Origin of the sequence: Actinomadura sp. WMMA1423 (assembly GCF_006547145.1) — a bacterium.
Classification (GTDB): domain Bacteria; phylum Actinomycetota; class Actinomycetes; order Streptosporangiales; family Streptosporangiaceae; genus Spirillospora.
Genome location: NZ_CP041244.1, coordinates 789,700 through 816,664, shown reverse-complemented (window position 1 = coordinate 816,664; position 26,965 = coordinate 789,700). Strand labels below are relative to the sequence as shown.

Annotated in this window: 28 protein-coding genes and 1 pseudogene; 14 read left to right on the top strand and 15 right to left on the bottom strand. The window is 74.7% G+C overall.

Going from position 1 to position 26,965, the window contains the following annotated elements; translation table 11 throughout:
* Nucleotides 1-25 precede the first annotated feature (25 nt).
* Nucleotides 26-232, top strand: a complete 207-nt coding sequence (locus tag FKD65_RS04315) for an MbtH family protein (RefSeq protein WP_141576254.1) — start codon at nt 26-28, stop codon at nt 230-232.
* Nucleotides 233-293: 61 nt separating this feature from the next.
* Here FKD65_RS04315 and FKD65_RS04310 read toward each other — a convergent pair whose 3' ends face one another.
* Nucleotides 294-1,157, bottom strand: a complete 864-nt coding sequence (locus FKD65_RS04310) for a PHB depolymerase family esterase (RefSeq protein ID WP_141576253.1) — start codon at nt 1,155-1,157, stop codon at nt 294-296.
* Between the two features lie 32 nt (nt 1,158-1,189).
* On the bottom strand, nt 1,190-1,585 hold the full coding sequence (locus tag FKD65_RS44745; protein ID WP_205718543.1) for a hypothetical protein: 396 nt from the start codon (nt 1,583-1,585) through the stop codon (nt 1,190-1,192).
* A gap of 183 nt (nt 1,586-1,768) precedes the next feature.
* Here FKD65_RS44745 and FKD65_RS04300 point away from each other — a divergent pair, with 183 nt between their 5' ends.
* Nucleotides 1,769-3,400 (top strand): long-chain fatty acid--CoA ligase, encoded by a 1,632-nt coding sequence (locus tag FKD65_RS04300; RefSeq protein ID WP_240809958.1) that lies wholly within the window; start codon nt 1,769-1,771, stop codon nt 3,398-3,400.
* Between the two features lie 34 nt (nt 3,401-3,434).
* Here the strand turns inward: FKD65_RS04300 and FKD65_RS04295 are convergent, their stop codons facing one another.
* A complete protein-coding gene (locus FKD65_RS04295; RefSeq protein WP_141576252.1) occupies nt 3,435-4,037 on the bottom strand; it encodes a TetR/AcrR family transcriptional regulator in 603 nt (200 codons plus the stop codon).
* A 233-nt stretch (nt 4,038-4,270) separates the two neighbouring features.
* On the opposite strand from FKD65_RS04295, the gene FKD65_RS04290 reads away from it, so the two are divergent.
* The 5 genes from FKD65_RS04290 to FKD65_RS04270 are packed head-to-tail and all read left to right on the top strand — an operon-like array spanning nt 4,271 to nt 9,063.
* Nucleotides 4,271-5,050: an ABC transporter ATP-binding protein gene (locus FKD65_RS04290; protein WP_141576251.1), complete on the top strand. Its 780-nt coding sequence runs from the start codon at nt 4,271-4,273 to the stop codon at nt 5,048-5,050.
* Nucleotides 5,043-5,750: an ABC transporter ATP-binding protein gene (locus FKD65_RS04285; protein ID WP_141576250.1), complete on the top strand. Its 708-nt coding sequence runs from the start codon at nt 5,043-5,045 to the stop codon at nt 5,748-5,750. The genes FKD65_RS04290 and FKD65_RS04285 overlap by 8 nt, the downstream gene beginning before the upstream one ends.
* Complete coding sequence (locus FKD65_RS04280) at nt 5,750-6,628, top strand: branched-chain amino acid ABC transporter permease (protein WP_141576249.1); 879 nt, start codon at nt 5,750-5,752, stop codon at nt 6,626-6,628. The genes FKD65_RS04285 and FKD65_RS04280 overlap by 1 nt, the downstream gene beginning before the upstream one ends.
* Before the next feature lie 4 nt (nt 6,629-6,632).
* Nucleotides 6,633-7,835, top strand: coding sequence for a branched-chain amino acid ABC transporter permease (locus FKD65_RS04275; protein ID WP_205718542.1), 1,203 nt, complete (start codon nt 6,633-6,635; stop codon nt 7,833-7,835).
* Nucleotides 7,753-9,063: an ABC transporter substrate-binding protein gene (locus FKD65_RS04270; protein WP_141576248.1), complete on the top strand. Its 1,311-nt coding sequence runs from the start codon at nt 7,753-7,755 to the stop codon at nt 9,061-9,063. Before FKD65_RS04275 ends, FKD65_RS04270 begins: the two co-directional genes overlap by 83 nt.
* 45 nt (nt 9,064-9,108) lie before the next feature.
* On the opposite strand, the pseudogene FKD65_RS44010 reads toward FKD65_RS04270, so the two are convergent.
* Both FKD65_RS44010 and FKD65_RS44005 read right to left on the bottom strand, forming a co-directional pair.
* A pseudogene (locus FKD65_RS44010) lies at nt 9,109-9,399 on the bottom strand (D-beta-D-heptose 1-phosphate adenosyltransferase); the annotation flags it as partial.
* Between the two features lie 285 nt (nt 9,400-9,684).
* A complete protein-coding gene (locus tag FKD65_RS44005) occupies nt 9,685-9,885 on the bottom strand; it encodes a PfkB family carbohydrate kinase (RefSeq protein ID WP_168220944.1) in 201 nt (66 codons plus the stop codon).
* Nucleotides 9,886-10,075: 190 nt separating this feature from the next.
* Between FKD65_RS44005 and FKD65_RS04260 the strand changes: the two genes are divergently transcribed.
* On the top strand, nt 10,076-10,975 hold the full coding sequence (locus FKD65_RS04260; RefSeq protein ID WP_141576247.1) for a DMT family transporter: 900 nt from the start codon (nt 10,076-10,078) through the stop codon (nt 10,973-10,975).
* The gene (locus tag FKD65_RS04255; protein ID WP_205718541.1) at nt 10,972-11,871 is read left to right on the top strand and encodes an alpha/beta hydrolase family protein; all 900 of its coding nucleotides are present in this window, start codon (nt 10,972-10,974) and stop codon (nt 11,869-11,871) included. Before FKD65_RS04260 ends, FKD65_RS04255 begins: the two co-directional genes overlap by 4 nt.
* A gap of 6 nt (nt 11,872-11,877) precedes the next feature.
* Here FKD65_RS04255 and FKD65_RS04250 read toward each other — a convergent pair whose 3' ends face one another.
* The 5 genes from FKD65_RS04250 to FKD65_RS04230 form a co-directional block, all read right to left on the bottom strand.
* A complete protein-coding gene (locus tag FKD65_RS04250; RefSeq protein ID WP_141576246.1) occupies nt 11,878-13,056 on the bottom strand; it encodes a helix-turn-helix domain-containing protein in 1,179 nt (392 codons plus the stop codon).
* A gap of 114 nt (nt 13,057-13,170) precedes the next feature.
* The gene (locus FKD65_RS04245) at nt 13,171-14,469 is read right to left on the bottom strand and encodes an acyltransferase (RefSeq protein ID WP_141576245.1); all 1,299 of its coding nucleotides are present in this window, start codon (nt 14,467-14,469) and stop codon (nt 13,171-13,173) included.
* Between the two features lie 198 nt (nt 14,470-14,667).
* Nucleotides 14,668-15,453: an SAM-dependent methyltransferase gene (locus FKD65_RS04240; protein ID WP_240810283.1), complete on the bottom strand. Its 786-nt coding sequence runs from the start codon at nt 15,451-15,453 to the stop codon at nt 14,668-14,670.
* 286 nt (nt 15,454-15,739) lie between these two features.
* Nucleotides 15,740-16,372: a GNAT family N-acetyltransferase gene (locus tag FKD65_RS04235; protein WP_141576243.1), complete on the bottom strand. Its 633-nt coding sequence runs from the start codon at nt 16,370-16,372 to the stop codon at nt 15,740-15,742.
* Nucleotides 16,373-16,434: 62 nt separating this feature from the next.
* Nucleotides 16,435-16,878 (bottom strand): DoxX family membrane protein, encoded by a 444-nt coding sequence (locus FKD65_RS04230; RefSeq protein ID WP_141576242.1) that lies wholly within the window; start codon nt 16,876-16,878, stop codon nt 16,435-16,437.
* A 247-nt stretch (nt 16,879-17,125) separates the two neighbouring features.
* Between FKD65_RS04230 and FKD65_RS04225 the strand changes: the two genes are divergently transcribed.
* Together FKD65_RS04225 and FKD65_RS04220 are read left to right on the top strand one after the other, a co-directional pair.
* Entirely contained in the window at nt 17,126-17,362 is a 237-nt protein-coding gene (locus FKD65_RS04225; protein WP_141576241.1) for a hypothetical protein, read from the top strand.
* A gap of 170 nt (nt 17,363-17,532) precedes the next feature.
* A complete protein-coding gene (locus FKD65_RS04220; protein WP_240809957.1) occupies nt 17,533-18,450 on the top strand; it encodes a phosphotransferase in 918 nt (305 codons plus the stop codon).
* A 9-nt stretch (nt 18,451-18,459) separates the two neighbouring features.
* On the opposite strand, the gene FKD65_RS04215 is transcribed toward FKD65_RS04220, so the two are convergent.
* A complete protein-coding gene (locus FKD65_RS04215; RefSeq protein ID WP_141576239.1) occupies nt 18,460-19,407 on the bottom strand; it encodes a sensor histidine kinase in 948 nt (315 codons plus the stop codon).
* Nucleotides 19,408-19,596: 189 nt separating this feature from the next.
* The gene (locus FKD65_RS04210) at nt 19,597-20,712 is read right to left on the bottom strand and encodes a glutamate--cysteine ligase (protein ID WP_141576238.1); all 1,116 of its coding nucleotides are present in this window, start codon (nt 20,710-20,712) and stop codon (nt 19,597-19,599) included.
* Between the two features lie 185 nt (nt 20,713-20,897).
* Here FKD65_RS04210 and FKD65_RS46175 point away from each other — a divergent pair, with 185 nt between their 5' ends.
* On the top strand, nt 20,898-21,026 hold the full coding sequence (locus FKD65_RS46175) for a hypothetical protein (RefSeq protein ID WP_302931585.1): 129 nt from the start codon (nt 20,898-20,900) through the stop codon (nt 21,024-21,026).
* Nucleotides 21,027-21,077: 51 nt separating this feature from the next.
* Here the strand turns inward: FKD65_RS46175 and FKD65_RS04205 are convergent, their stop codons facing one another.
* The 3 genes from FKD65_RS04205 to FKD65_RS04195 all read right to left on the bottom strand — a co-directional run bounded on the left by FKD65_RS04205 (nt 21,078) and on the right by FKD65_RS04195 (nt 22,785).
* Nucleotides 21,078-21,260 carry a hypothetical protein gene (locus tag FKD65_RS04205; RefSeq protein WP_141576237.1) on the bottom strand — a complete coding sequence of 61 codons (183 nt, stop codon included), beginning with the start codon at nt 21,258-21,260 and terminating at the stop codon, nt 21,078-21,080.
* Nucleotides 21,261-21,262: 2 nt separating this feature from the next.
* A complete protein-coding gene (locus FKD65_RS04200) occupies nt 21,263-21,472 on the bottom strand; it encodes an HGxxPAAW family protein (RefSeq protein WP_141576236.1) in 210 nt (69 codons plus the stop codon).
* A gap of 134 nt (nt 21,473-21,606) precedes the next feature.
* Entirely contained in the window at nt 21,607-22,785 is a 1,179-nt protein-coding gene (locus FKD65_RS04195) for an acyl-CoA dehydrogenase family protein (RefSeq protein WP_141576235.1), read from the bottom strand.
* A gap of 115 nt (nt 22,786-22,900) precedes the next feature.
* Between FKD65_RS04195 and FKD65_RS04190 the strand changes: the two genes are divergently transcribed.
* Both FKD65_RS04190 and scpA read left to right on the top strand, forming a co-directional pair.
* Complete coding sequence (locus FKD65_RS04190; RefSeq protein WP_141576234.1) at nt 22,901-24,724, top strand: methylmalonyl-CoA mutase subunit beta; 1,824 nt, start codon at nt 22,901-22,903, stop codon at nt 24,722-24,724.
* Nucleotides 24,721-26,943 carry a methylmalonyl-CoA mutase gene (gene scpA, locus FKD65_RS04185; RefSeq protein ID WP_141576233.1) on the top strand — a complete coding sequence of 741 codons (2,223 nt, stop codon included), beginning with the start codon at nt 24,721-24,723 and terminating at the stop codon, nt 26,941-26,943. The genes FKD65_RS04190 and scpA overlap by 4 nt, the downstream gene beginning before the upstream one ends.
* The last annotated feature ends 22 nt before the right edge of the window (nt 26,944-26,965 follow it).

Here is a 26,965-nt window from a genome sequence, read left to right as displayed (position 1 = left end):
ACGGGGTATCCACGAAGGAGATCCGATGACCAACCCGTTCGACGACCCCGACGGGTCGTTCCTCGTCCTCGCCAACGCCGAGGGCCAGCACTCCCTGTGGCCGGCGTTCGCCGACGTCCCCGCCGGCTGGACGACCGTCCACGGGCCAGGCTCTCGGTCCGACTGCATCGGGTACGTCGTGGACAACTGGAAGGACATCCGCCCGCGGAGCCTGGCCGCCGAGACGCCGTGACCTCCCCACGGGGCACGGGCGCCCGGCCGCCGGGCCCCGCGGCGCGGCGGCCGGGCGGAGCTCAGGGCTTCGGCAGGGACGGCCGGTCGGCGAAGAACCTGGCCATGAGCTCGCTGGCGTAGTCGGGCCATTCGTGCCCCCCGCGCTGCCTGGTGCAGAGGGCGACGACGACCGGGCCCGGGCCTGTCCCGACGCAGTCGTCCGGCCCGTCAGGCACCGGCCATGACAGCGCGGGCAGCTTGTCGATCCACCTCCAGTACTCCATGAGGAGCTGGACGGGGATGAACGGGAAATGGACGTCGGCGTCCATGTTCCCGCCCCCCGTATAGGGGACGGACGGGTCCCACGTCCCGTGGAAGGCCAGCACCGACACCGGCTTCTTCGGCGTGCAGCCGATGGCGAGGGCACCTGACACGACGGCGATGCCCGCGACCTTCTCCGAACGCTCGCAGGCGTACCGGTACGCCATGCCGCCGCCGTTGGAGAAGCCCGTCACGAAGACGCGGCGGGGGTCGGCGACGCCCTGCCGCACCAGCGTGTCGATCAGCTTGTCGAGGAACGCGACGTCGTCGACGCCGGTCCACCGGGCGAACCAGCAGCAGGCGCCGGCGTTCCAGGTGCCGAGGAGCCCGTCGGGATAGGCCACCGCGTAGCCGTGGCGGTCGGCGACCTCGTCGAGCCCGCTCTGCCTGCGGACGTACTCGGAGTCGTTCAGGCCGCCGTGCAGCGCCACGATGAGCGGCAGCGGCGCGGGGGCCTCGCGGCCCGGCGGGACGTGCAGCAGGTAGGGGCGGTTCCAGTCGCCCATGGGAATGGTGTGCTTCGAAGTTCCCGGGGCGTCCTCGAACGCTCCGGCGGGCAGGGGGTGGGCGATGAGCGTCGCGAGGATCGCCACGATCATCGCCGCCCGCGCGGCGATCTTCATAGCGCGATCCAACCCCGCCGCGCCCCGCCCGGCTACGCACCTCCGCGCAGAAAAGGCGGGCGTTTTTTGGCGAGGGCCGCGCAGGTCGTCGCGCCGCGCGGCCCGGGGAGCGCCGCGGCGCGCGATCCCGGCCCGGCCCCGCAACTCCGGCCCCTAGGACTCCGGCCCCGCCCGACCTCCGCCGCCTCGGTGACCCCGGCCTCCGGCTCGGCCCGTCCGTCCAGCTCGGCCTGGCGACGCTCGGCGCCGACGAGGTCGCGGTGGCCCGCCGTCAGGATCACGATGCCGAGGACGATCGCGCCCGCGCCGACGGCGAACGGGACGTGCAGGTTCGTGTGCTCGGCCAGCCGGCCCGCCGCGTACGGGGCGAGCCCGCCGTCGATGAACCGGTCGAACCCGTAGGCGGCCGACGCCACCGGGCGCTCCACCGGCGCGACCATCATGACCCGCCTGCGTGGTGGCGGGCGGGGCCGCGCCCGGGCGGGTCGTTGACGGAGGGGCGGTGACGAAAATATGGTGAACCGACCGGTCGGTATGTGCGGAATTCGCGCGTTCAGACCGTTCCTCTCGCCGTCGCGGGCCTTCGGAGAATTGCCATGATCCTCAGCACGATGCAGGAATTTCCGCTGTCCGTCGCCGCGATCCTGCGGCACGGAGCGCGCGTCTACGGCCGCAGCGAGTGCGTGACGTGGACGGGCGGCGGCGCGCCCCGGCGGGCGACCTTCGCGCAGGTCGCGCGCAACGCCGAGCGGCTCGCGGCGGCGCTGGCCAGGCTGGGCGTCCGTCCCGGCGACCGGGTGGCGACGTTCTGCTGGAACAACCAGGAGCACCTGGAGGCGTACTTCGCGGTGCCCGCCATGGGGGCGGTGCTGCACACGCTGAACATCCGGCTGTTCCCCGAGCAGCTCTCGCACATCATCAACCACGCCGACGACCAGGTCGTCATCGTCGACGACAGCCTCGTCCCGCTCCTGGCGCGCGTCGTTCGCGAGCTCCCCGCCGTCGAGGCGTTCGTGGTCGTCGGGGACGGCGACGCCTCGCCCCTGGAGGCCAACGGCAACGGCGCGCCCGTCCTGCGCTACCACGAGATCCTCGCCGCGGAGGAGACCGGCTACGCCTGGCCCGAGGTGGACGAGCGGTCCGCCGCGTCCATGTGCTACACCAGCGGCACCACGGGCGACCCCAAGGGCGTGGTGTACTCGCACCGCTCCACGTTCCTGCACGCGATGGCCGTGCAGTCGGCGTCGCTGATCGGCATCACCGAGGCCGACCGCGTCCTCACCATCGTCCCGATGTTCCACGTCAACGCCTGGGGCCTGCCGTACGGGGCGTTCCTGTCCGGGGCGACGCTGCACATGCCGGGGCCGTTCATGCAGCCGGAGCACCTCACGAGGTTCGTCGCCGCCGAGCGCAGCACGCTGGCGTCCGCCGTGCCGACGATCTGGAACGCGATCCTCGCCCTCGGGGAGCGGGAGGAGCTCGACCTGTCGTCGCTGCGGGCGGGCACCTCGGGCGGGGCCGCCGTGCCCCGGGTCCTGCTGGAGCGCTTCGAGCAGCGGTACGGCCTGCGCATCGTCCAGGGCTGGGGGATGACGGAGACGAGCCCGCTCGGCGGCATGGCGTTCCCGCCGCCCGGCGTCGAGCCCGGCACCGAGGAGGACGTGCACTGGCGGCTGAAGTCCGGCCGCGTCGCGGCCGGCGTCGAGATGCGCATCGTGGACGACTCCGGCGCCGAGCTGCCGTGGGACGGCGAGTCCGTCGGCGAGATCGAGGTGCGCGGGCCGTGGATCACCGGCTCCTACCACCGCGACCCCGCCCCCGCGAAGTTCGACGGCGGCTGGCTGCGCACCGGCGACATCGGCACCATCGACGACCGCGGCTTCTTCCAGATCACCGACCGCGCCAAGGACGTCATCAAGTCGGGCGGCGAGTGGATCTCCTCGGTGGAGCTGGAGAACCACCTGATGGCCCACCCCGCCGTGGCGGAGGCGGCCGTCATCGGCGTCCCCGACCCCCGCTGGGACGAGCGCCCCCTCGCCTGCGTCGTCCTGCGCGAGGGCGCCGCCGCGACCGCCGGCGAGCTGGCCTCGTTCCTCGCGGACAAGGTCGCGCGCTGGCAGGTCCCCGAGTACTGGACGTTCCTGGAGGAGATCCCCAAGACGACGGTCGGCAAGTTCGACAAGAAGCCGCTCAGGGCTCGGCACCGCGACGCGGAGCTCAAGGTCGAGCACGTGGACCGCTGACGCCTGTGGGGGCCGCCACGCGGCCCCCCGCCGGCTACTTCTCCAGGCCGTGGAGGAGCAGATCCACGTAGTGCTCGCTGATGGCGGCCGTCTTGAGGCGGCCGCCCGGGCGGTACCAGGCGCCGATCTGGTGGACGGTCCCGAAGAAGAAGTGGACGGCGATGTCGGCGGGCGTCTCGGTGCGGAACGTGCCCTCGCGCTGGCCCTCTTCCACCAGGGCGCGGAACCGCTCGTGGTAGCGGCGCCGCTCGGCGCGGACGGCCTCGCGGCGGTCGCGGGGGAGCAGGTGCGTCGAGCGGAAGAAGACGGTGAAGTCGTCCAGGTAGAGGAACGAGGTGTTGAGGACGTCGACGGCGGCGGCGCGGAGCCTCTCGGCGGCCGTGCCGGGGCCGTCCGCGATCTGCTCCAGCCGGGACATCTGCAGGCCGAGGAGCCGGTGGTAGATCTCGTAGAGCAGGTCGTCCTTGGAGCCGAAGTAGTGGTACATCGCCCCCTTGGTGACACCGGCGGCGTTCACGATCTCCTGGACCGAGGTGCTCTCGAAGCCCTTCTCGGCGAACATCCGGGTCGCCACGGCCAGCAGCCGGTCGGGCAGCGGCAGCGTGCCGGAGACCTTCTTCGCGGGCGCCTGGGTCATCACTCCACCTCCGTCCGGAACGCCCCCGGGCCTCGTGCCGCCCCGGCGCGGCCTCCCGCAACTCGCCGATCAGCCTACCGCCGGGCGTGGGACCGCCGGCGCGGCCGCCGGGTGGGTGCGGATCCGCTGTTGACCGGAGCGCCCGGTGATTCTATCTTCATGGAACCGACCAGTCGGTATGTGCATTTCGGCCTCGGGGGATTCGCGCTGATTCATCGGCGAGGTGAGGCGACATGTCCGGCTTCTCCGCGACCCTGGAACTCCGATCGGTGACCGTCCGCTTCGCCGGGCTGGTCGCGTTGGACCGCGTGTCCCTCACGGCGCCCGAGGGCCGGGTCACCGGGGTGATCGGCCCGAACGGCGCGGGCAAGACGACGCTCTTCAACGTCGTGTGCGGGTTCGTCCGGCCGGACGCGGGCGAGGTGCGCTGGCGGGGCCGGGCCCTGCGCCGGCACCGCCCGCACGACCTGACCCGGCTCGGCATCGCGCGCACCCTCCAGGGCCTCGGGCTGTTCCCGGGGCTGACCGTGCTGGAGAACGTCATGGTCGGCGCGGAGCCGCACGCGAAGGCCGGGTTCTGGTCCGGCCTGCTCGCGCTGCCGCGCGCCGACCGCGACGAGGCGGCCCTGCGCGAGCGGGCCATGGCCCGGCTGGCGGAGCTGGGCGTGGCGGGCGAGGCCGCGCGGCCGCCCGGGCAGCTGCCCTACGGCGTGCAGAAGCGGGTCGCGCTGGCCCGCGCGCTCGTGGCCGAGCCGGACCTGCTGCTCCTGGACGAGCCCGCCGCCGGCCTGTCCGCGGCCGAGATGGACGAGCTGGCCGAGCTGATCCGCGGGCTGCGCGGCGGGCCCGCCGTCGTCCTCGTCGAGCACCACATGGACCTCGTCATGAGCGTGTGCGACCAGGTGGTCGTGCTCGACTTCGGCAAGGTCATCGCGAGCGGGCCGCCGGACCGGGTCCGCGACGACCCGGCCGTCCTCGACGCCTACCTCGGCGAGGAGGTCCCCGGTGCTTGAGGTGAGGGACCTCACCGTCTCCTACGGCGCCGTCCGCGCGCTCGGCGGCGTGGACCTGTCGGTCGAGGAGGGCTCGGTCACCGCCGTGCTCGGCGCCAACGGCGCGGGGAAGACCACGCTGCTGCGCGCCGTCTCCGGCCTGCTGCGGCCTCGCGCGGGACGCGTCGGGCTGGACGGCGCGGACATCACCGGCCTGCCGGTCGAGGAGGTCGTCCGGCTCGGCGTCGCCCACGTCCCGCAGAGCGGCGGCGTCATCACCGAGCTGACCGTGCAGGAGAACCTGCGGCTCGGCGGGCTGTGGCGGCGCGACCGGGCGGCGCTCGCGCGGCGGGTCGCCGAGATGTACGAGCTGTTCCCGCCGCTCGCGCAGCGGCGGTCCCGCACCGCCGCCACCCTGTCCGGCGGCGAGCGCCAGATGCTCGCGCTGGCCCGCGCGCTCACCGGCGCGCCGCGGCTGCTACTGGTGGACGAGCCGTCCCTCGGCCTCGCGCCGCGGGTCGTCGCCCAGCTGATGGCCGTGCTGCGCCGGCTGTGCGACGAGGACGGGCGCACCGTGCTGCTCGTGGAGCAGAACGCGCGCAGCGCGCTGTCGGTCGCCGACCGCGCCGTCGTCCTCGACCTCGGCCGCGTGGTGGCGGACGAGGCCGCCGCCGTCCTCGCCGCCGACGACCGCCTCCGCCACGCCTACCTGGGGTTCTGATGGTGCGCTTCATCAATCTCACGCTCGCCGGCATCACCTCCGGGGCGGTGTTCGCGGCGGTCGCGCTCGCGCTGGTGCTGATCTGGCGCTCGACCCGCATCGTGAACTTCGCGCAGGGCGGCATGCTGATGTTCACGACGTTCCTCGCCTGGAGCGTCATCGACGCCGGCGGCTCCTACTGGCTCGCGCTCGGCGCCGCGCTCGCGTCCGGGCTGGTGCTGGGCGCGGTCGTCGAGCGGGTCGTGGTCCGGCCCGTCGAGGACAAGCCGCCGCTGAACGCCGTCATCGTCACGCTCGGCCTGCTGGTGCTGCTGCAGGCGGCCGCGGGCATGATCTGGGGCGACACGCCGCACTCCTACCCGCCCGCCTTCACCATCAAGGGCCTGTCCGCGGGCGGGACGCGGCTGCTGCTGTCGCCGTTCGACCTGTTCGTCATCGGCGCCGTCGCCGCGGTGATGGTGCTGCTGACGCTGCTGTTCGTCCGCACCGACCTCGGGCTGCGGCTGCGCGCGTCGGCGTTCGCCCCCGAGATCGCCCGCCTCCAGGGCGTCCGGGTCGGCCGGATGCTGACCCTCGGATGGGCGCTCGCCGCGCTCGTCGGGTCGCTCGCCGGGGTGCTGGTCGCCCCGTCGGTGTTCGTCGGGCCCGCCCAGTTCGACGCGATGCTCGTCTTCGGGTTCACCGCCGCCGTGATCGGCGGGCTGGACAGCCCCGCGGGCGCCGTCACCGGCGGCCTGCTGCTCGGCTGCGCGCTCAGCTACGTCTCCGGCTACCTCAGCTCCGACCTGGTCGCCTTCGGGGCGCTCGCCGCGCTCATCACCGTCCTGATGATCAGACCGAACGGGCTGTTCGCCGCGAGCACCGGACGGAGGGTGTGACCACGTGACCGCGCCCATGCTCGTGCCCGTGCGAAGCGTCCTGCGCCGCTCGACCCTGGCCCGGCACGCGGCCGGCGCCCTCGTCGCGCTCGCCGCGCTGTACCTCCTGACCACGGCCGCGAGCCCCTACCGGGACCTGCAGATCGCGCAGGCCGCCTACCTCACCTGCGCGGTCGCCGGCCTGACGGTGCTGACCGGGCTCGGCGGCCAGATCTCCCTCGGGCACGGCGCGTTCATGGCGGTCGGCGCCTACACCGCCGCGCTGGTCATCGGGCACTGGGGCTGGCCCCTCGCGGCGGTCCTCGCGGCCGCGGCCGGCGTCACCGCGGTCGCGGGCACGGTGGTCGGCGCCGTCGCCGCCCGGCTGCACGGCCCCTACCTGGCGGGCGCGACCCTAGCGTTCGCCGTCGGGCTGCCCGGCCTCGCCAACTACGAGCCGCTCGCCGGCGTGCTCGGCGGCCAGAACGGGCTGACGGTCGCCCCGCCGGTCCCGCCCGCCGCGCTCGGCCCCGCGTTCCCGCTGGAGCGCTGGCAGGCGTGGATCTGCTGCCTCGGCGCCGTCGCCACGCTGTTCCTGCTCGCCAACCTGACCGGCGGCAGGTTCGGGCGGACGCTGCGCGCCGGCCGCGACGACGAGATCGCCGCCGCGCTGAGCGGGGTCCGCGTCGCCCGGGCGCGGATCGCGGCCACCGTCGTCTCGGCTGCCTGCGCCGGGCTCGCCGGCGGGCTGCTCGCCGTGGTCGCCACGCTGGCCGCGCCGGGCGCGTTCCCGCTCACGCTGTCCCTCCAGCTCATCGCCGCGATCATCATCGGCGGGCTCGGCACCCTGCCGGGCGCCGTGTGGGGCGCGCTGATCCTGGTCTACGTGCCGACGTGGGCGGCGGACCTGTCGTCCTCGTCCGGCCTCTCGCACAACATCGCGTCGAATCTGCCCCTCGCCGTCTACGGCCTCGTCCTCATCGCGGTGACGCTGGCCTTCCCGCGCGGCGTCCAGGGAGGCCTGCGCGACATCGGCGGCGCCATGCGGCGCCGCGCACGCGGGACGCGCGACCGGGCTCCCGGGCCGCGCGGTCCCGCGTCGAGCGACAGATCGGGGCCCACCACAACGCACCCAGGAGGAGCAGATGAAGCGACCCCGGACCAGGCGGGCGCTAGCCCTGATGACCGCGGCGACGCTGGCGGTCGCGGCGAGCGGCTGCGGCGGTGACGGCGGGGACGGCGGCTCGGCGCCGGGCGTGACCGCCACGACCGTCACGATCGGCAGCCACCAGCCGCTGACCGGGCCGGCCGCGCCCGGCTACAGCGCCAACTCCGCGGCGTCCAAGGCGTTCTTCGACTACGTCAACGCGAACGGCGGCGTGCACGGACGCAAGATCGTCTACAAGTACGTGGACGACGCCTACAACCCGACGCAGACCGTCAGCGTCACGCAGAAGCTCGTCCTCCAGGACAAGGTGTTCGCGATCTTCAACGGGCTGGGCACGCCCACGCACTCCAAGGTCGTCGACTACCTGAACGCCCAGCGCGTCCCGGACCTGTTCGTCGCGTCCGGGTGCGGCTGCTGGGACCAGCCGGACAAGCATCCGCAGACGTTCGGCTGGCAGGTCGACTACATCCGCGAAGGCAAGATCCTCGGCGACCACGTCAAGAAGACCTACGCGGGCAAGAAGGTCGCCTACTTCTACCAGAACGACGACTTCGGCCAGGACGGGGTGAAGGGCCTCGACAAGTACATCCCGAAGGACCAGGTCGTGTCCCGGCAGACCTACCAGCCCGGCGGCACCGACATCGGCGCGCAGGCGCAGGCGATCGCCCAGTCCAAGGCGGACGTCGTCGTGCTGTTCAGCATCCCGACCTACACCGCGCTGTTCCGGCTCGCCGCGCTGAAGCTGAACTACAAGCCGACGTTCGTCGTCAGCAACGTCGGATCCGACCCGATCACCCTCACCGGCCTGCTGGAGAGCTTCGCCAAGAAGGGCGGCAGCGAGGTCGAGGGGAGCCCGCTCATCCAGGGCATGGTCACCGACGGCTACCTGGCCGCGCCGGGCGACGCCGCCAACAGCTGGACCGCGCTGTTCAAGAAGATCCACGGGCAGTACATCCCGAAGCTGCCGTTCAACGGGAACATCGTCTACGGCATGTCGGTCGCCTACACCTTCGTGCAGGCGCTCCAGGCGGCCGGCAAGAACCCGACGCGCAAGGGCCTCGTGGACGCGCTGGAGAAGTCCCACTTCACCGGGCCGGGCGTCGTCCCGTTCGCCTACGGCGCGGGATCGCACGCCGGGTACACCGGGGCGGTGATCGGCACGATCAAGGGGCAGAACGTCGTGCCGCAGGGGCAGCCGCTCACGACCGACGACGGTGACGGGCCGATCCAGCCCTACACGACCCCGCAGCCGCAGGCGCCCGCGAACGGCGTCCCCGCCGCCGGCTGACGCGCCACCGCCGCCGTCCCGCGCCCTCCCGCGCGGGCCGGCGGTTCAGGCGCGGACGACCTCCGGGCCGGCGGCGGCGAGGTCGGCGGCGAGGTCGGTGTCCAGCCCGGTGTCGCTGATCAGCACGTCGACGTCGGCGAGGCCGCCGAACCGCATGAGGTGGTCATGCCCGATCTTGGTCCGGTCGGCGAGCAGCACCCGCCGCCGCGACGAGGCGATCATCGCCCGCTTCACCGCGGCCTCGGCCTGGTCGGAGGTCGTCAGCCCGCGCTCGACCGAGCAGCCGTTCGTCGCCATGAACGCCACGTCCACCCACAGGTCGGCGAGCGGGCGCAGCACCGCGACCTGCTGCACAAGCTGTCCCCGCCGGCACATCCGCGCGTAGGTACCGTCCGGCACGCCCGGCGGCAGGCTGCCGCAGCCGACGACCCGGCTGGCGGAGCGGGCCGCGGCCGCCACCGCGGCGCCGACCTCGTCCAGCTCCCCGGGCGACAGGGGCCCGCCGGGCTCGTTCAGCTTGGTGACGACGCCGCCGGGTTCGGCGATCGCGACGTTGGACCGGGTCCGGCCGCCGACGCGCACGGCGTGCACCCGCAGTCCCTCGGTCTCCAGCAGCCGGCGCTACCGGTCGCCGTCCGAGCCGCCCACCGCGACCACGGCCGCGGACTCGACGCCGTTGGCCAGCAGTGCCCGGGACACGTTGACGCCCTTGCCGCCCGGGTCCAGCCGCGCGGACCGGGCCCGGATGACCGCGCCGCGGGTCAGCGCGTCCACCTCGATCGTGCGGTCGAGGCTGGGGTTGAGCGTCACCGTCACGATCATGCGCCGCCCGCTCCCGGCTTCATATTGCTTCCCTTCTGTTTGAGTTGGTTTCTATTGTTTTCGATCCGTTTTCCGCCGGGTCAAGGGGGCCCGGGCGAGGGAAGAGGTCCGGTCGTGGTCGGCTCGTCCGGGGGCGGGCAGGATGATCTGTGGTGGGCGGTGCGGTGCGCGAGGCGGGAGGGGCGGCCTGATGGCGTGGTCGATCGGCTTCAGCCTGCTCGCGGCGTTCCTGTTCGCCGCGGCCGCCGCGCTGCAGTACCGGGCCGCGCGGAGGGCGGTGCACGGCGGATCGGACGCGTCCGCCGCCCACGGGCTGATCCGCCGGCTCGTCCGCGACCCGGTGTGGCTGACGGGGTGGGGCGTCAACCTCGCCGGGTTCTTCACGCAGGCCGTCGCGCTGCACTTCGGCTCGACCGCCGTCGTCCAGCCGCTGCTGGTCACCCAGCTGGTCTTCACGATCGCGCTCGGCACGATCGGCACGGGGCGCCGGCCCGCGCGGCTGGACCTGCTCGGCGGCGCCGCCGTGTCCGCGGGGCTCGCCGTCCTGTTCACGGTGCCGGGCGCGATCCCGCCCCAGGGCGAGCCCTCCCGGCCGCGGATCCTGCTCGCCGGCCTCGTCGCCGCGCCGATCGTCGTGGTGCTGTCCCGGGCGGCGTGGCTGCGCAGGGGCCCGGTGCGGTCCGCGCTGCTCGGCGTCTGCGCGGGCCTGTGCTTCGCCGCGACCGCCGTGCTGATCAAGCTCACCACCGCGGACCTGGTCGACCGGGGCGTCGCGGCCACCGCGGTCGACTGGCCCGGCTACGCCCTGGCGGGCAGCACGCTGCTCGGCCTGGTCATCGAGCAGCGCGCGTTCGCGGCCGGGTCGCTGCCCGTCGCCATGACCGCGATGACGATGACCAACCCCATCGCCTCCTACCTCGTGGCCGCCTTCGCCTTCCAGACGCTGCCGCCCCGGACGGCCGCGGCGTTCACGGCCCTGTCCTTCAGCGTGCTCCTGCTCACCGCCGGCGTGGCGCTGCTGTCGCGGTCCGCGCACGCGACGCGCGAGGGCGATACGGTTCCCGGACCCTCCCGAGAGGACGCCTCTTGATCACCCGACGCGCCCTCGTCCTCGGCGGGCTCGGCGGCATCGGGGCCGCCGCGGCCACGGGCGGCACCGCCTACGCGCTGGTGGAGAGCGAGGTCCTCCCCGGAAAGGTGCGGCTCGACCGCGCGCTCGGCAAGTGCGGCGACGCGCCGGCCCCGCCCGCCGCGTCCGTCGAACCCGAGCGGGTGACGTGGCGGTCGGCGCACCGCCGCGCCGCCGTCACCGCGACCATCGTCCCGCCCGCCGCGGGCCGGCCGCTGCGCGGCCTGCCCGTGGCCGTCGCGCTGCACGGCACCGGCGACGACGGCTCCTCCCTGGTGCGCAAGCTCGCCCTGGACCACTACCTCCCCGACGCCGTCGCGCGCGGCGGGGTGCCCCCGTTCGCCCTGGTCAGCGTGGACGGCGGGCCCGACACCTACTGGCATCCCCGCGCCGGCGGCGACGACCCGCTCGGCATGATCGTGGACGAGCTGCTCCCGCGGCTGCGCGAGCGCGGCGCCAGGACCGGCCGCGTCGGCGCCATCGGCTGGTCCATGGGCGGCTACGGAGCCCTCCTGCTGGCCCGCCGCCTCGGCCCCGCGCGCACGGCGGCCGTGGTCGCCGCGTCCCCGGCCCTGTTCGCCTCCTACGAGGACGCGGTCGCCGCCAACCGCCGCTCGTTCGACGGCGCGGCCGACTACGAGCGCCACGACGTCTTCCGCGCGCTGGACGAGCTGAAGGGAGCCCCGCTGCGCGTCGACTGCGGGACGAGCGACCCGTTCGCCGGCCGGGTGCGCGAGTTCCGTGAGCGGGTCCGGCCCGAGGGCGGGCTGGAGGGCGGCTGCCACGACGCGGCCTTCTGGCGGCGGCAGCTCCGCCGCGAACTGGCGTTCCTCGGGCACCGCCTGGGCGGCCGCTGAGCGCGGCTAGGCCGTCCGCTCGGCGCGGCCCGTCCGCACCAGCCAGCTCAGCAGCAGCATGAGGTCGAGGCGGCCGTCGGGCTCGGTGAACCGGCCGCCGGTCAGCTCGGTGATGCGGCGCAGCCGGTACCGGACGGTCTGCTCGTGGATGTGCAGCCGCTCCGCGGCGATCACCGCGTTGTCGCCGCACTGCAGGTAGGTCAGCAGGGTCTCGGCGAGCGGCTGCCGGCGCGCCGGCGGAAGCTCCAGCAGCGGCCCGAGGACGGCCCCGGCGGTCGCGCCGACCAGTTCGTCCGCCGTGAGCGTGGCCAGCGGCGCGATGTGGTCCACGCACCGGACCGGGCCGTCGTCCGGCAGCAGGCCCCGCTCCGTCAGGGTCAGGGCGTGCCGGGCCCAGCGCAGCGACACCGCGCCCTGCCCGAGCGGGACGGTCGGGCCGACCGCCGCCGTGCCGAGCCTGCGCAGCGCCGGCCACACCCGGTCCTGGCCGGGGCCCTCCGGGTCGGGCACCACGAGGAAGGGGACCGGGGCCTCCCAGTCGGCCAGCACCGCGGGCGGCAGGATCCGGGCGCCCGCCGGAGCCCCCGGCGGCAGCGCCACCAGCGCGATGCTCTTCGGCAGCTCCCAGCGGGCCGCGACCGCGAGCTCGGCGATCGCCTCGGGCGCGGGCGCGGGCTCGGCGACCAGCAGGTCGCGGAGCCGGTCGCGGCGGCGCTCGCGCTCGGTCGCCAGCTGCCCCTGCTCGCGGGCGTAGCCCTGCGCGGCGGCGTCGGCGACCCGCGCCAGCAGCATGAACAGCGAGTCGGTCAGCCGGCCCAGCGTCTCGCGCGACCAGCCGAGCCGGTAGGCGTCCTTGATGAACCGGCGGCAGGCGACCTGGCTGCTCACGCGCATCGCGTTCTGCAGCGCCGCCAGGCTCCGGCCCTGCCGCGCCTCCTCCTCGCCGAGCCGCATGTACATCTCGGTGATCTTCCGCGCGTCGGCGGTCGGGTGGTCGACGGAGTCCACGAAGAACGCGACGGTGTCGCTGACCGTCCGCTCCACCCTGCGGGCGTACTCGCCCCCGTCGGCGCCGGCGTACTCGGGGACCTGGTCGCGGATCTCCCGTTCCATCTCGTCCACGGCGGCCTGGAGGTGCTGCCGCAGTACGTCGGGCAGCTCGGCGGGCATGGGCCCTTCTGTCATCCGGTGTCCGTTCGGCGGGGTGGGCTCGGGCGAATCACCCTAGGCAAGAAAACTCACCCTGTCATCACCCGTGCCACCGCCCGGCAGGCCCGGGACGGCGGTCAGGACGGGCGGTCAGGAAGCGGCCGCCTGCGGCGCGGGGACGGGCGCGGGGGAGCGACGCCGTGCCGTCAGGCGGCGTCCGAGGTCCTGGGCGGGGCGTTCGACGTAGCGGTGCGCCAGCGCCGCCGAGGTGAGGACCGACGCCAGCAGGACCACCCCCCAGGCCGCCCGGACCGGCACCGGCAGGCCCCAGGTCTCCCGTCCGGCGGCGTGCCAGACCGCCTGGACGACGAGCGGGTGCAGCAGGTACACGGAGTAGCTGACCATGCCGAGCCACACGAGGACCCGCGGCATGGAGAGGCGGCGCACGGCGAGTCCGGCCAGGAACGTGAGCCACGCGGCGCCCACGGCGATGGACCAGTCCGGGCCGAGCGGGTTCGGGTTGGCGTGCAGGGCCCAGCTGGTCGGCGTGCGCATGCCCGCCGCCAGCGTCAGGGCCGGGACGATCGCCACCATCGCCGCGGCGGGCAGGGGCCGGAGCCGCCCGTCCTGGATGCCGCGGATCGCGGTCCCGGCGAACATGGTGGCGATGATGCACAGGCTCTCGATGGCGCCGATGCGGCTGTTCAGCACGAGCAGGACGAGGGCCAGCGCGGCCACCGCGGCGACGCCGGCCCGCCGCAGCCCGCGGTGCGGGGCGACCATGGCGGCCAGGCCGCCCGCGAGCAGGAGCGCGGCGGCGAGGACCGTCCCGCCCGGCCACCGCGAGGCCAGCAGCGCGGACGGCAGCGCCACCCCGAGGATCGCCGCGCCCACCCCGAAGCCGAGGGCCACCCGGGCGCTGGCCCGGTGCACGCCGGCGACGAACATCGCCGTCACGAGGAGGTAGAAGACCATCTCGTAGGAGAGCGTCCAGAAGACGTTGACGACGTTCGGGACGCCCAGCAGGTCCTGGAGCATCGTCAGGTGCGCCAGCGCGGACGCCCAGGGCCGGTCGCCGATCGGCGCGGGCAGCCCGTAGGAGAGGCCGGCCGCGCCGAGCAGCAGCGCGAGGGCCACCGACACGCCCCAGGCCGGATACAGCCGGAAGAACCGGCCCACCCAGAACTGCCGGACGCTGCCGCGCCGCTCCAGGGAGAACGGCACCACGTAGCCGCTGACGAGGAAGAAGACGAAGACGCCGTACCTGCCGAAGTCGAACCAGGGCCCGGTGGCCCGGCGGACCTCGGGCAGCAGCACGTCCAGGGAGTGCTCGAACACCACCACCAGGGCGGCCAGGCCGCGCAGGGCGTCCAGCCAGCCCATGCGGGGCGCCCTCGCCGGGGGAGCGCCGATCGTCTTGTCCGGTGGGGTCAGGGTGTTCGTCGGCATCCGGGCCACGATAGGGGCCGAACCGTTACCGTTTCTAACCGGCAAATGAGATTTCCCTGAATCGTCGTACCCGCCGCCTGACGCAGCGTCACGATGCCCGGGCGCCGGATGAGCGGTGAGAGCAGGGCGGGCGCGCAGAACCGGAGAAGGCCGCCGGTGGGGGCGGACCGGATCGATGTGAGCAACCCCACAACCGCGTCAGCGGACGCCCACGGCGCCGTACATCACCGGTTCGCCCGGCGGTCGGCCGGGCCCGACCGGGACGAGCGGCGTCACCCCCGGCGGCAGCGGGCGGAACGGCCCGAGCAGCCGGGCGATCTCGGCGCCGCCGCGCGGGCGCACCGGCAGCGAGGCCGCCTCGCGGTAGAGCCGCGCGGCCTCCGCGACGGCTTCCGGGGCGAAGTCGCCGGTGGCGTGCGAGACGACCAGTGCGCTGCCGGGCGCGGTCGCCGCCGCGAGGCCGGCGACGATCTCCTCGGCGCCGGGGACGAAGTGCAGGACGCCGGAGAACACCAGCGCCACCGGCTCGGCCGGGTCGATCAGCCGCCGCACCTCGGGACTGCCCATGATCGCGTCGGGGTCGCGGATGTCGGCCCGCAGCGCCGCGACGTTGCCGCCGTCGATGAGCAGCGCCCGGGCGTGGGCGATGACGAGCGGGTCGTGGTCGACGTAGACGACGCGGGTGCCGCCGGTGCGGCGCGCGGCCATCTGGTGCACGTTGTCGGTCCTCGGCAGGCCGCAGCCGAGGTCGACGAACTGCCGCACTCCCCGTCCGGCGAGCAGGGCCATGGCGGCGCCCAGGAAGGAGCGCGCGGCGCGGGCGGCGCCGGCGGCCTGCGGCACGACCCGCAGGATCCGCTGCGCGAGGTCGCGGTCTGCGGCGTAGTTGTCCTTGCCGCCGAGGAGGTAGTCCTGGACGCGCGCCGGACCCGGCCTGTGCAGGGCGAGCGGCGTCTCCGGCACCCTCGTGCCGACCATGGGCATGGTGCTCACCTGTCGCCTTCACCAGAGGGGATCGGTGCAATGGCTCACTTGCGACGGTAGGCCCCGGGCCGGGCCGGGAGGCCGCCCCGTCCGGCGGGCCGCCCGAAAACCGGCACGGCCGTGGCCGCTTCGGGCCAATCAGGTTTGGCGCGCGCACGCCCGGTTCTGCGGCGGGCGGCCGGGGCCGCGGGCATTCCCCGCCGCGGGGGACCCTGACGGATGGCCTTTTCCGGCCATGACAGGCACTTAACCGAAGCCGTCGATGCGCGGTGGAGGCCCCTCGGGATCAGCGCTCGGGGTCGCGCCACATGAGCCAGACCGGCGGGCACCCCTTGCCCGGCAGCGGCAACTCGCGCGTCACCCGGAAGCCGAACCGCTCGTAGTAGGGGACGTTCAGCTCCTTGGACGACTCCAGGTAGGCGGGGAGGCCCTCGGCGTCGCAGCGGTCGAGCCGCGAGCGCAGGAGGGCGGCGCCGAGGCCGTTGCCCTGCGCGGGGGGATCGGTGCCGAGCACGGCCAGGTACCAGTGCGGCTCGCGCGGGTGGTGCTTCTCGATCGCGCTGAGGGTGCGCAGGGTGGCGGGCGTCCTGGCGCCGAGGATGCGCAGGAGCGGGACCGCCTGGGCCGCCTGGAGCCGCAGCGGCACGCTCCACCGGCCGGGCGGGTCCCACAGCGCGGCGGCCTCCGGCGCGTCCCCGCGCGCGGCGGTCTCGGTGGCGCCGTGGGGGAGGTGCACCCGCCGGAGCAGGATGCCGAACAGGGCGGTCATCCGCCGCACGCGGGAGGCGTCGTCCGGCAGGAGCCACCGCCAGACGGGGTCGTCGTCGAAGGCGCGTCCGAGGACGGCGGCGACCGCCGCGGCGCCGGCGCCGTCCGCCGCGCGGACGAGGGGGGACGACGGGCGGGGCTCGGACGTCATGCGGGGCCTCCTCGGGGACGCGCCGATCCTCACCGGAGCCGCGGCCCCGCGTCAAGGAGGCGTCAACCGCGGGCGCAGTGCTCCGACTTCGCCCTCGCCAGCTCCTCCAGGACGAGCGAGACCCCGATCCCCACCAGCCAGGTGTCCTTGGCGAGCGGGATGCCCTGCGGTGAGGGGCGCAGCCCGCCCTCCTGCCGCATGCCGGGCAGCCGCAGGTACAGGCCGGCCAGCCCCGCGGAGAACGCGGTGAGGGCCGCGCCCGCGAGCAGCGAGGGGACGAGCGGGACCACCAGCGCCGTGCCGAGGGCGACCTCCGCCCGGCCGAGCACGCGGGTGAAGTCCTTCGGGTCCCTCGACTCCAGGAACGGGTAGGCGGTCTTCGCCGTCCCGTGGGTCTGTTCGGCGGCCCCCTCCAGGTCCTGGAGCTTCGACAGGCCGGAGTTCAGGACGAACGCGCCGACGGCCAGCCGGACGGGCATCTGGTGAGCGCGGGCTAGAAGACGCATTTTTCCCCATCAACTATCGGAATACCGGGCGCAAGGCATCATTCCCGCCGCTCGCCTCCCGCATCTGATGGCCGGGTCAAGTCTCGGCCTGCCCCCGTGCCGAAGGCCGGCTACCACGCGGGGAGCAGGCGGCCCCGCGGCCCGCGGCTCCGCGCGGGGCAGCCGGAAGGACTCCGGGCGGCCGACGCCGGCGCCGGCGCCGCCGTCGCACGATCGGGGCGTCGTCGAGAGAACCGGGAGCATCGAGATGCCGACCGTCCGGTCGCGGCCGGCGGCCGCGGGGCAGCTCTGGCGGCCGCGGCCGCCGGTGCGCAAGACCATCACCGTCGTGCACGCGACCGCCGGCGGGGCGGTCGTGCCCGCCGGGCGGCGGTGGGAGCAGGTGGCGGTCGTCTCCTGCCAGGTCCTCATGCTGCTCACCGCCACCGCCCTGTCGGTCTTCAAGCCCCGGGGCCGCGTCGGCGGGCGGCGCGCCCGCTCATGAGGCGGGCCGCCCGTCCGGCAGCCGCTCCGCGACGGTCCGGAGCGCGTCCACGCAGGCCTGGACGGCCGGCCGGTCCGACCCGGCGCGCCACACCGCGTAGATCTTGCGGCGGACGGCGGGCCGGGTCGCGACGACGCGGACCCCGCCGGGGACCGGTAGCGTGGCCGCACGTGACGACTCCGGAATGGGCGCCCGAGCGCGAGGTGACGGCAGAGCTGGCGAGCGCGCTGATCGGGCGGAGGTTCCCTGAGCTCCGCGGCGCCCCGGTGGAGCGCCTCGCCGCCGGCTGGGACAACACCGTCCTCCTCGTCGGCGGGGAGTGGGCGTTCCGCTTCCCGCGCCGGCGGATGGCGATCCCGGGGGTCGAGCGCGAGATCGCGGTGCTGCCCGTCCTCGCGGGGCGGCTGCCGCTGCCGGTGCCCGTGCCGCGCTTCGTCGGCGAGCCGTCGGACGACTTCCCCTGGCCGTTCTGGGGCGGGCGGCGGATCCCGGGCCGCGAACTCGCCGAGGTGCGGCCGCCGGACGAGCGGCGGGTCGCCCTCGCCTCCGAGGCCGGGGCCTTCCTGCGGGCCCTGCACGACCCGGCCCTGGCCGCCGAGGCGGGAGAGGGGCTGCCGGTCGACCCGATGGGACGCGCCGACCCCGCCGGGCGCGCGAGGCTGACGCGCGGCCGCCTCGACGCCCTCGCCTCACGCGGAGTGTGGAAGCGCGACCCGGCCGTCGGTGAGTTCCTCACTGAGGCCGGGGGTCGGGCCGCGCCGGGCGGCGACCCGGTGCTCGTCCACGGGGACCTGCACGTCCGGCACCTCCTGCTCGCGCCGGACGGGCATGCCGCGGGAGTGATCGACTGGGGGGACCTGTGCCTCGCCGCCCCGGCGGTGGACCTCTCGCTGGCCTACGCCGGTTTCGCGGGCGCCGCGCGGGAGGCGTTCCTGGGGGAGTACGGGCCGGTCCCGGCGGAGCAGGAGGCCGCGGCGCGCGTCCTGGCGCTGAACCTCAGCGCGACGCTGGCCGAGTACGCGGCCTCCACCGGGCGGGACGCGCTGCTGGCCGAGGCGCTGGCCGGGCTCGGCCGGGCGATCGACTGAGGCCGGGGGTCAGGTCCTCATGTAGACGCGGATGGCCGTGCCGTCCGGTCCGGTGTGGACGCGGACGAGGTCGGCGAGGTGGTTGACCATGAGGATGCCGCGGCCGCCGTGCGGGCTCATGTCCGCCGGTCGGCGCCCGGCGAGCGGGTCGCTGATCGTCCCGGCGTCCCGGACCTCGCAGACGACGTGCCCGTCCTCCGCCCAGAGCCGCGCGGTGCCCCCGCCGCCGCCGTGCAGGCAGGAGTTCGCGGCCAGCTCGTTCACGGCGAGTTCGAGGTCGCCGACGGAGGCGGCGCCGAGGCCGAACCGCGCCCCCCAGTGGCAGGCGAACTCGCGGACGGCGGGGAGCGCGTCCAGGTCGAAGGTCATCGCGACCGCCTCGGCCGGCTCGGGCAGCGGGAGGTTGTACTCGCTGATGACGCGGTGCGGGGCGTAGCCGCCGCTCGCGCGCTCGCCGCGCCGGTCGATCACCACCGGGTGGGTGGCGAGGGCGTCGGCCAGCGCCACGCGGTCCAGCCGGGCGGCGTCGTAGGGGCACAGGATGGTCGCCGCGCGACCGGCGAAGGCCAGGTTGATCAGGGCCTCGTGCTGGGCGCAGGCGGGGTACTCGGTCGCCGAGCGGCCGGGCCAGACCGGCTCGCCGATGATCCGCACCCGGCCCCCGGCGTGCCGGTCGGCGAAGCGCCGCAGCACCCCGGGGATGATGCGTCCGGGGTTGCGGCCCGCCTTCGCCATGTCGAGCCAGGTCACGCGCGCGGCGGCGGGGCCGAGGTAACCGCGGAGCACGGCCAGGCGGTCGCCGGGCACCGCCACGGCCACGGGCTCGCCGGCCTCGAGTCCCGCGCGGATGAACCGCGCGCCGCCAGCGAGGTACTCCTCGTCGCCGTGGTAGAAGAGCGCCTGGTGGACGAACGCCTCCGCGCGTGCCGCGCCCGCCCCGCCGAGCCCGAGGCTCATCGAGGGGCCGCTTCGTCCGGTTCCGCCGTCGCGCGCATTCGGTAGAGGGTACGCGCTGGCGGGAAGCCGTGCGAGCAGGGTCATGCGGACATCCCCCGAGGTCAGCCGATTCTTGTTCCGAACGAGCGGTACCCCCGAAGGGGGTCTTGAAAACAGACAATATCCGGACCAATTGCGTTCGCGGCCGCCTCACCCCCCTCCGTCGCCGCACCGGGGCCGGCGGTCGCGCAGCATGACGGCGTCGACCACGTCGGTCAGCCGCCCGCGCCGGCGGTAGGCGCCGCGCTGCCGCTCCGCGCCCGTCCCGCCCGCGACGAGGCGCCGCACGCCACGGGCGACGGCGTCGCGGTCGCCGGCGGCGCGCAGGGCGGGCGCCACGTGCGCCAGCAGGTCGCCGGCCAGCGCGCCGAAGTCGGCGGGACGGCCCGTGCGCACGTCCACGCCCCGCCCGGCGAGACCGTGCCGCGCCGCCAGCCAGTAGGCCGCGCGCAGCATCTCCTGGGGCGGGTCGGGAGCGCGCTCGCCCGCCTCCACCAGGTCGGACGACACCTGGACCAGCGCCCGGACCAGCGCGGCGAACACCGCCGCCTCCCCGGACGTCGGGGCGACGTCCGCGAGCCTGATCTCCACCGTGGGCAGCCGTGCCGACGGCCGGACGTCCCAGAAGATCGTCCCGCTGTCCATCAGGGCGCCGCACTCCAGCAGGCTCCCGACGAGGTCGTCGTAGTGTCCGGCGGACGCGAGGTAGGGCGGCGGCCCCGCCACCGGCCACCGCGCCCAGGCCAGCGCGCGCCAGCAGGCGTGGCCGGTGTCGCGCCCCGCCCAGTAGGGCGAGTTCGCGGCCAGCGCCAGCAGCGTCGGCAGCCACGGGCGCAGGTGGTTGCTGACCTGGACGGCGCGCTCGCGGTCGGGCATCTCGACGTGGACGTGGCACGAGCAGATGCACTGCTCGTCGTCCAGGCCCCGGTAGACGGCGAGGCTCTCGGCGTAGCGGGCGCCCCGGGCGATGGGGGCGGGCACGAGGTCGCCCAGCACCGGGGTGCCGGTCGCGGCGAGCCGGACGCCCTCGGCCGCCGCGGCGGCAGCCATCACGCCCCGCATCAAGCGGATCTGCTCGCCGAGCTTGTCCAGGTCGTCGCAGGGGGAGGTCTTGGCCTCGGCGAGGTAGGCGACCAGTTCCGTCGAGACGCGCTCGCCCAGCGCCGCCCGCGCCCGGCGCACCACGGCGGCGGCGCGGGGGACGACCTCCCGTGAGACGGGATCGACGACGAAGTACTCTTCCTCGATTCCGAATCGCAGGGCCATCCCACCACCTCGGGCTCGGGGGCGACGCAGGCGGCCAAGGTCCCTACGAAAGTACGTCGCCGCCGCGAAGCCCGCACCTGCCGGGCGGCCCGGAATAGGGAGAAAAGGGTCTCTTGACCCTATTTTGACTCGCCGCTCCGCGGGCATCGTCGGGGGAGGACCGGCGGAAGAGGAGGTGAGGTCGGATGCTCGGGTCCACTTCGACCGGCGTGCTCGTCATCCTGGTCGCCGTGGGGGTGTTCCTCCTGGTGGGGATGTTCTACTTCGGCGACAAGCGCAAGGGCCCGCCCAACGGCTCGGATCGCGGCCGCTGAGGCGGGCCCCCCGCATGCGGTGCGCGTGGCGCGCGGGGCTCCCGGCCGCCGTCAGGGGCCGGGGTCCACGAAGTACATCGACAGCGCGACCAGGTGCGTGAGGACGACCACGCCGATTCCGAAGAAGAACAGCATCTTCGCGGGCCCGTGCGGGAAGACGGTCCCCGGCTTGAGAGGGCCGCGCTCGCGCTGCCGCGCGGCGATCCGCTCCTCGATGGGCGGCCGGCCGAACACCGCTACCGCCGGGGCTCGTCGACGACGACGTCGGTCATGATGTCGACGGCCAGCGCGATGATGCCGCCGATCACGGTCACCGCGGCGCCCACCCCGAACACGGCCCAGTCGGGGCCCATGGTGACGCCGACGCCGCCGATGGCGAAACCGACGAAGATGATGGCCACGGCGGCCCAGGACTTGGGGCGCCCGGCGTGGCTGCCAGTCGACATGCGTTCGTCTTCCCTCTGCGCGGTTCGGGGGCGGGCTCTACGACGCCGAACTCTAGCAACGCCCCTCGCCACAGGGCCTTGCGGGGTACCCGGAGATCGTCCGCGCGGGAGGGGGACCGCCGCCGCGGCGACGGTCAGACGAACGCCCCCATGCCCGTCGCGGCCCGCCCGACGATCAGCGTGTTGATCTCCCGGGTGCCCTCGTAGGAGTAGAGCGCCTCGGCGTCGGCGACGAAGCGGCCGATGCCGTAGTCGAGGACGATCCCGTTGCCGGCCATCAGCTCGCGCGCCCAGCCGACCGCCTCGCGCATGCGGCTGGTGCAGTACGCCTTGGCGAGCGCGGAGTGCTCGTCGCGGTAGAGGCCCTCGTCCTGGAGCTGGGCGAGCCGCACCACCATGCCGAGCGAGGCGGTGGCGTTGCCCAGCATCCTGACCAGCAGGTCCTGGACGAGCTGGAACTTGGCGATCGGCCGCCCGAACTGCTCGCGCTCCACCGCGTAGTCGCGGGCGATCTCATAGGCGGCGAGCATCACCCCGACCGCCTGCCAGGCGACGCCGCTGCGGGTCTGGCGCAGGATCGCGGCGGTGTCCCGGAAGCCGTTCGCCCCCGCGAGCCGGTCGGACTCGGGGACGCGGCAGTCCGCCAGGACGATGTCGGCGTTCTGCACGGTCCGCAGAGCGATCTTGTTCTCGATGCGGGTCGCGGTGAACCCCGGCGTGCCCTTGGCGACGACGAACCCCTTCACCTGGTCGTCGGCCTCGTCCCTGGCCCACACGACGGTGTGGTCGGCGAACGTGGCGTTGCCGATCCAGCGCTTCGCGCCGTTCAGCACCCAGTGGTCGCCGTCGCGGCGCGCGGTGGTGCGCAGGCCGAGCGCGACGTCCGAGCCGCCGTCCGGCTCGGTGAGCGCGAACGCGCCGATCTTCTCCATCCGCCCCATCGCGGGCAGCCACCGCTCGCGCTGCTCCGGGGAGCCGCACCGCCCGATGCTGCCCATCGCGAGCCCGGCGTGGACGCCGAAGAACGTCGCCATGGACGGGTCCACGCGGGCCATGTCCATCGCGAGGAACCCGGTGAGCAGGCTGCTCGGCTTCTCGCCGGGGCACTCGTCGTAGGCCAGGCCGGCGACGCCGAGCTCCCCGTACCGCGGAACCAGCGCGAACGGGAACTCGGCCCGCGTCCAGCAGTCGTTCGCGATCGGCGCGACCTCCGCCTCCAGGAAGCCGCGCACGTTCCCGAGGATCTCCTTCTCCCGCTCGTCGAGCAGTTCCTGCATGTGGTAGAGGTCGCCGGGGAGCGATTCGAGGGCCATGGCCACCCCCCTTCCCCGAGGCCGGAGCGCTAACCGGCGGCTCCGCCCGGGCCCGGGTACTGGTCAGCGGGACCCGGTTTTGAGCCGGATTCGGCCGCTCGCCTACCATCCAGGCATGACGGTGCCGCCTGAGGAACTCGAACTGGCCGCCGCCTTCCCCACGGCCGACCGCGACCGGTGGCGGGAGATGGTGAAGGGGGTGCTGCGCAGGTCCGGCGCGGCGGGCGAGGACACCCCCCTCGACGAGATCGAGGGTCTGCTGACCCGCGAGTCGTACGACGGAGTGCCCATCGCCGCGCTCTACACGCGCGACGACGCGCCGCCGGGACGCCCCGGGCTGGCCCCCCGCGTGCGCGAGGTGCGCCCCGACGGCGAGGGCATCGCCGGATGGGACGTCCGGCAGCGGCACTCCCACCCCGACCCGGCCGTCACCCGCGAGGCGGTCCTCGCCGACCTGGAGAACGGTGCCACCTCCGTCTGGCTGCGGCTCGGCGAAGGCGGCATGCCGGTGGCCGCGCTCCCCGAGGCGCTGCGCGGCGTCCTGCTCGACCTCGCCCCCGTCGTGCTGGAGGCGGGCGCCTCGGCGGGCCAGGCCGCCGAGGCGTTCCTGGCCCTGGTCGCCGAGCGCGGGAACGCGGCCGCCGCGTCCGGCAACCTCGGTGCCGACCCGCTCGGCCTCGCGGCGCGCACCGGGACGCCCGGGTCCCTGGACGAGGCCGCCGCGCTCGCCGTCCGCTGCGCCCGGGAGTTCCCGGGGCTGCGCGCGGTCGTCGCCGACGGGACCCCGTACCACGACGCGGGCGGGAGCGACGCCGAGGAGCTCGGCGCCGCGGTGGCCGCCGGAGTCGCGTACCTGCGCGCCCTGACCGGCGCGGGGCTGAGCGTGGACGAGGCGTTCGGGCAGGTCGAGTTCCGCCTCGCCGTCAACGCCGACCAGTTCTCCTCGATCGCCAAGCTCCGCGCCGCGCGCCGGCTGTGGGCGCGCGTCGCGGAGGTCAGCGGCGCCGCGGACGGCACCGACGCGCGCGTCCACGCGGTCACCTCGTCGGCGATGATGACGCGGCGCGACCCGTGGGTGAACATGCTCCGCACGACCGTCGCGGCCTTCGCCGCCGGGGTCGGCGGCGCGGACGCGGTCACCGTCCAGCCGTTCGACGCCCGCCTCGGCCTGCCGGACGGCTTCGCCCGCCGCATCGCCCGCAACACCCAGACGCTGCTGCTGGAGGAGTCGAGCCTCGCCCGCGTCGTCGACCCCGCGGGCGGCTCCTGGTACGTCGAGAGCCTCACCGAGGGCATCGCCCGGGCGGCCTGGGCCTGGTTCACCGAGATCGAGAGGGCCGGGGGCTTGGCCGCCGCCCTCGACTCGGGCCTCGTCGCCCGCCGCCTCGCCGCCACCTGGGAGCGGCGCCGCGAGGACATCGCCCGGCGCAGGGCGCCGCTCACCGGCGTCAGCGAGTTCCCGAACCTCGCCGAGACCGCGCCTTCGCGCGACCCCGCGCCGCCGGCGCCCGGCGGCGGCCTCCCGGTCGTCGCCTACGCGCAGGACTTCGAGGCCCTGCGCGACCGCTCCGACGCGCACGCCGAGGCCGCCGGCGCCCGTCCGAAGGTCTTCCTCGCCACGCTCGGGCCGATCGCGGTCCACACGGCGCGCGCGTCGTTCGCCGCCAACCTCTTCCAGGCGGGCGGGATCGAGACGGTCGCGGGCGCCCCCGAGGAGTTCGGGGCGTCCGGCGCCGCGGTCGCCTGCCTCTGCTCCAGCGACGCCCTGTACGAGGAGCAGGCCGCGGAGGCGGCGCGGATCCTGCGCGACGCGGGTGCGGTGAAGGTCTGGCTTGCGGGTAAGGGAACCTACGAGGGGGTCGACGACCGGGTGCATGCCGGGTGCGACGCGGTCGAGGTGCTGGAGACCACCCTCCACGATCTGGGAGTGAACGAATGATCCCCGACTTCACCGAGGTCGAGCTCGGGACGGCGCCCCCCGCCGACGAGGCCGCCAAGCGGTGGCGCGCGGCGGTCGAGGGCGCGACCGGCGCCGAACCCGAGGCCCAGACCTGGGACACCCCGGAGGGCATCGGCGTCAAGCCCCTCTACACCGGCGACGACCTGGCGGGGCTCGACTTCCTCGGCACCTACCCGGGCATCGCGCCGTTCCTGCGCGGCCCCTACCCGGCGATGTACGCGACCCAGCCGTGGACGATCCGGCAGTACGCCGGCTTCTCCACCGCCGAGGAGTCCAACGCCTTCTACCGCCGCAACCTCGCGGCCGGGCAGAAGGGCCTGTCGGTGGCGTTCGACCTGGCCACGCACCGCGGCTACGACTCCGACCACCCCCGCGTGTCCGGCGACGTCGGCATGGCCGGGGTCGCGATCGACTCCATCTACGACATGCGGCAGCTCTTCGACGGCATCCCGCTGGACCGGATGAGCGTGTCGATGACCATGAACGGCGCCGTCCTGCCCGTCCTCGCGCTCTACATCGCCGCCGCGCAGGAGCAGGGGGTGAGGCCCGAGGCGCTGGCGGGGACCATCCAGAACGACATCCTCAAGGAGTTCATGGTCCGCAACACCTACATCTACCCGCCGCAGCCGTCCATGCGGATCATCTCCGACATCTTCGCGTTCACCTCGCAGCGGATGCCGAAGTACAACTCCATCTCGATCTCCGGCTACCACATCCAGGAGGCTGGGGCCACAGCCGACCTGGAGCTCGCCTACACGCTCGCCGACGGCGTCGAGTACATCCGCGCCGGGCGGGAGGCGGGCCTCGACATCGACGCGTTCGCGCCGCGCCTGTCGTTCTTCTGGGCGATCGGCATGAACTTCTTCATGGAGGTCGCCAAGCTCCGCGCCGCACGGCTGCTGTGGGCGCGGCTGGTGAAGACGTTCGAGCCGCGCAACCCGAAGTCGCTGTCGCTGCGGACGCACTCGCAGACGTCCGGGTGGTCGCTGACCGCCCAGGACGTGTTCAACAACGTCGCGCGCACCTGCGTCGAGGCCATGGCCGCCACGCAGGGGCACACCCAGTCGCTGCACACCAACGCGCTGGACGAGGCCCTCGCGCTGCCGACCGACTTCTCGGCCCGCATCGCCCGCAACACCCAGCTGCTCCTCCAGCAGGAGTCCGGGACGACCCGCACGATCGACCCCTGGGGCGGCAGCGCCTACGTCGAGCGGCTCACCTACGACCTCGCCCGCCGCGCCTGGGGCCACATCGCCGAGGTCGAGCAGGCGGGCGGCATGGCCAAGGCGATCGACGAGGGGCTGCCCAAGCTGCGCATCGAGGAGGCCGCCGCCCGCACCCAGGCCCGCATCGACTCGGGGCGGCAGCCGGTCATCGGCGTCAACAGGTACCGCCCCGACACCGAGCAGGAGATCGAGGTCCTCAAGGTCGACAACGCCTCCGTCCGCGCCCAGCAGATCGACAAGCTGCGCCGGCTGCGCGAGGAGCGCGACGAGACCGCGACCCGGGCCGCGCTGGAGGCGCTCACCCGCTCCGCCGAGGCCGCGGAGAACGGCACCCGGCCGAACGACCTGGAGCACAACCTGCTGGCGCTCGCCATCGACGCGGCCCGGGCGAAGGCGACCGTCGGGGAGATCTCCGACGCCCTCGAGAAGGCCTACGGGCGGCACGCGGCGCAGATCCGTACGATCTCCGGTGTGTACCGGGAGGAGGCGGGCCAGGTGACGGGCATCGAGAGGGCGCGGGCCGCGACCGCCGCGTTCGAGGAGGCCGAGGGCCGCAGGCCCCGCATCCTCGTGGCCAAGATGGGGCAGGACGGCCACGACCGCGGCCAGAAGGTGATCGCGACCGGGTTCGCCGACCTCGGCTTCGACGTCGACGTGGGCCCGCTGTTCCAGACCCCCGCCGAGGTGGCCCTGCAGGCCGTCGAGGCCGACGTGCACATCGTCGGCGTCAACTCGCTCGCCGCCGGCCACCTGACGCTGGTCCCGGCGCTGCGCGAGGAACTGGCCGCGCTGGGCCGCGACGACATCATGATCGTCGTCGGCGGCGTCATCCCGCCCGGGGACTTCGACGAGCTGCGCGCGGCGGGCGCGTCGGCGATCTTCCCGCCCGGCACCGTCCTCGCGGACGCGGCCGCCGGCCTGCTGGAGGAGCTCACCGCCAGGCTCGGGCACGCCGCGCCGGAACACGCCTGAGGAGCGGCGGAGGAGTGACGAG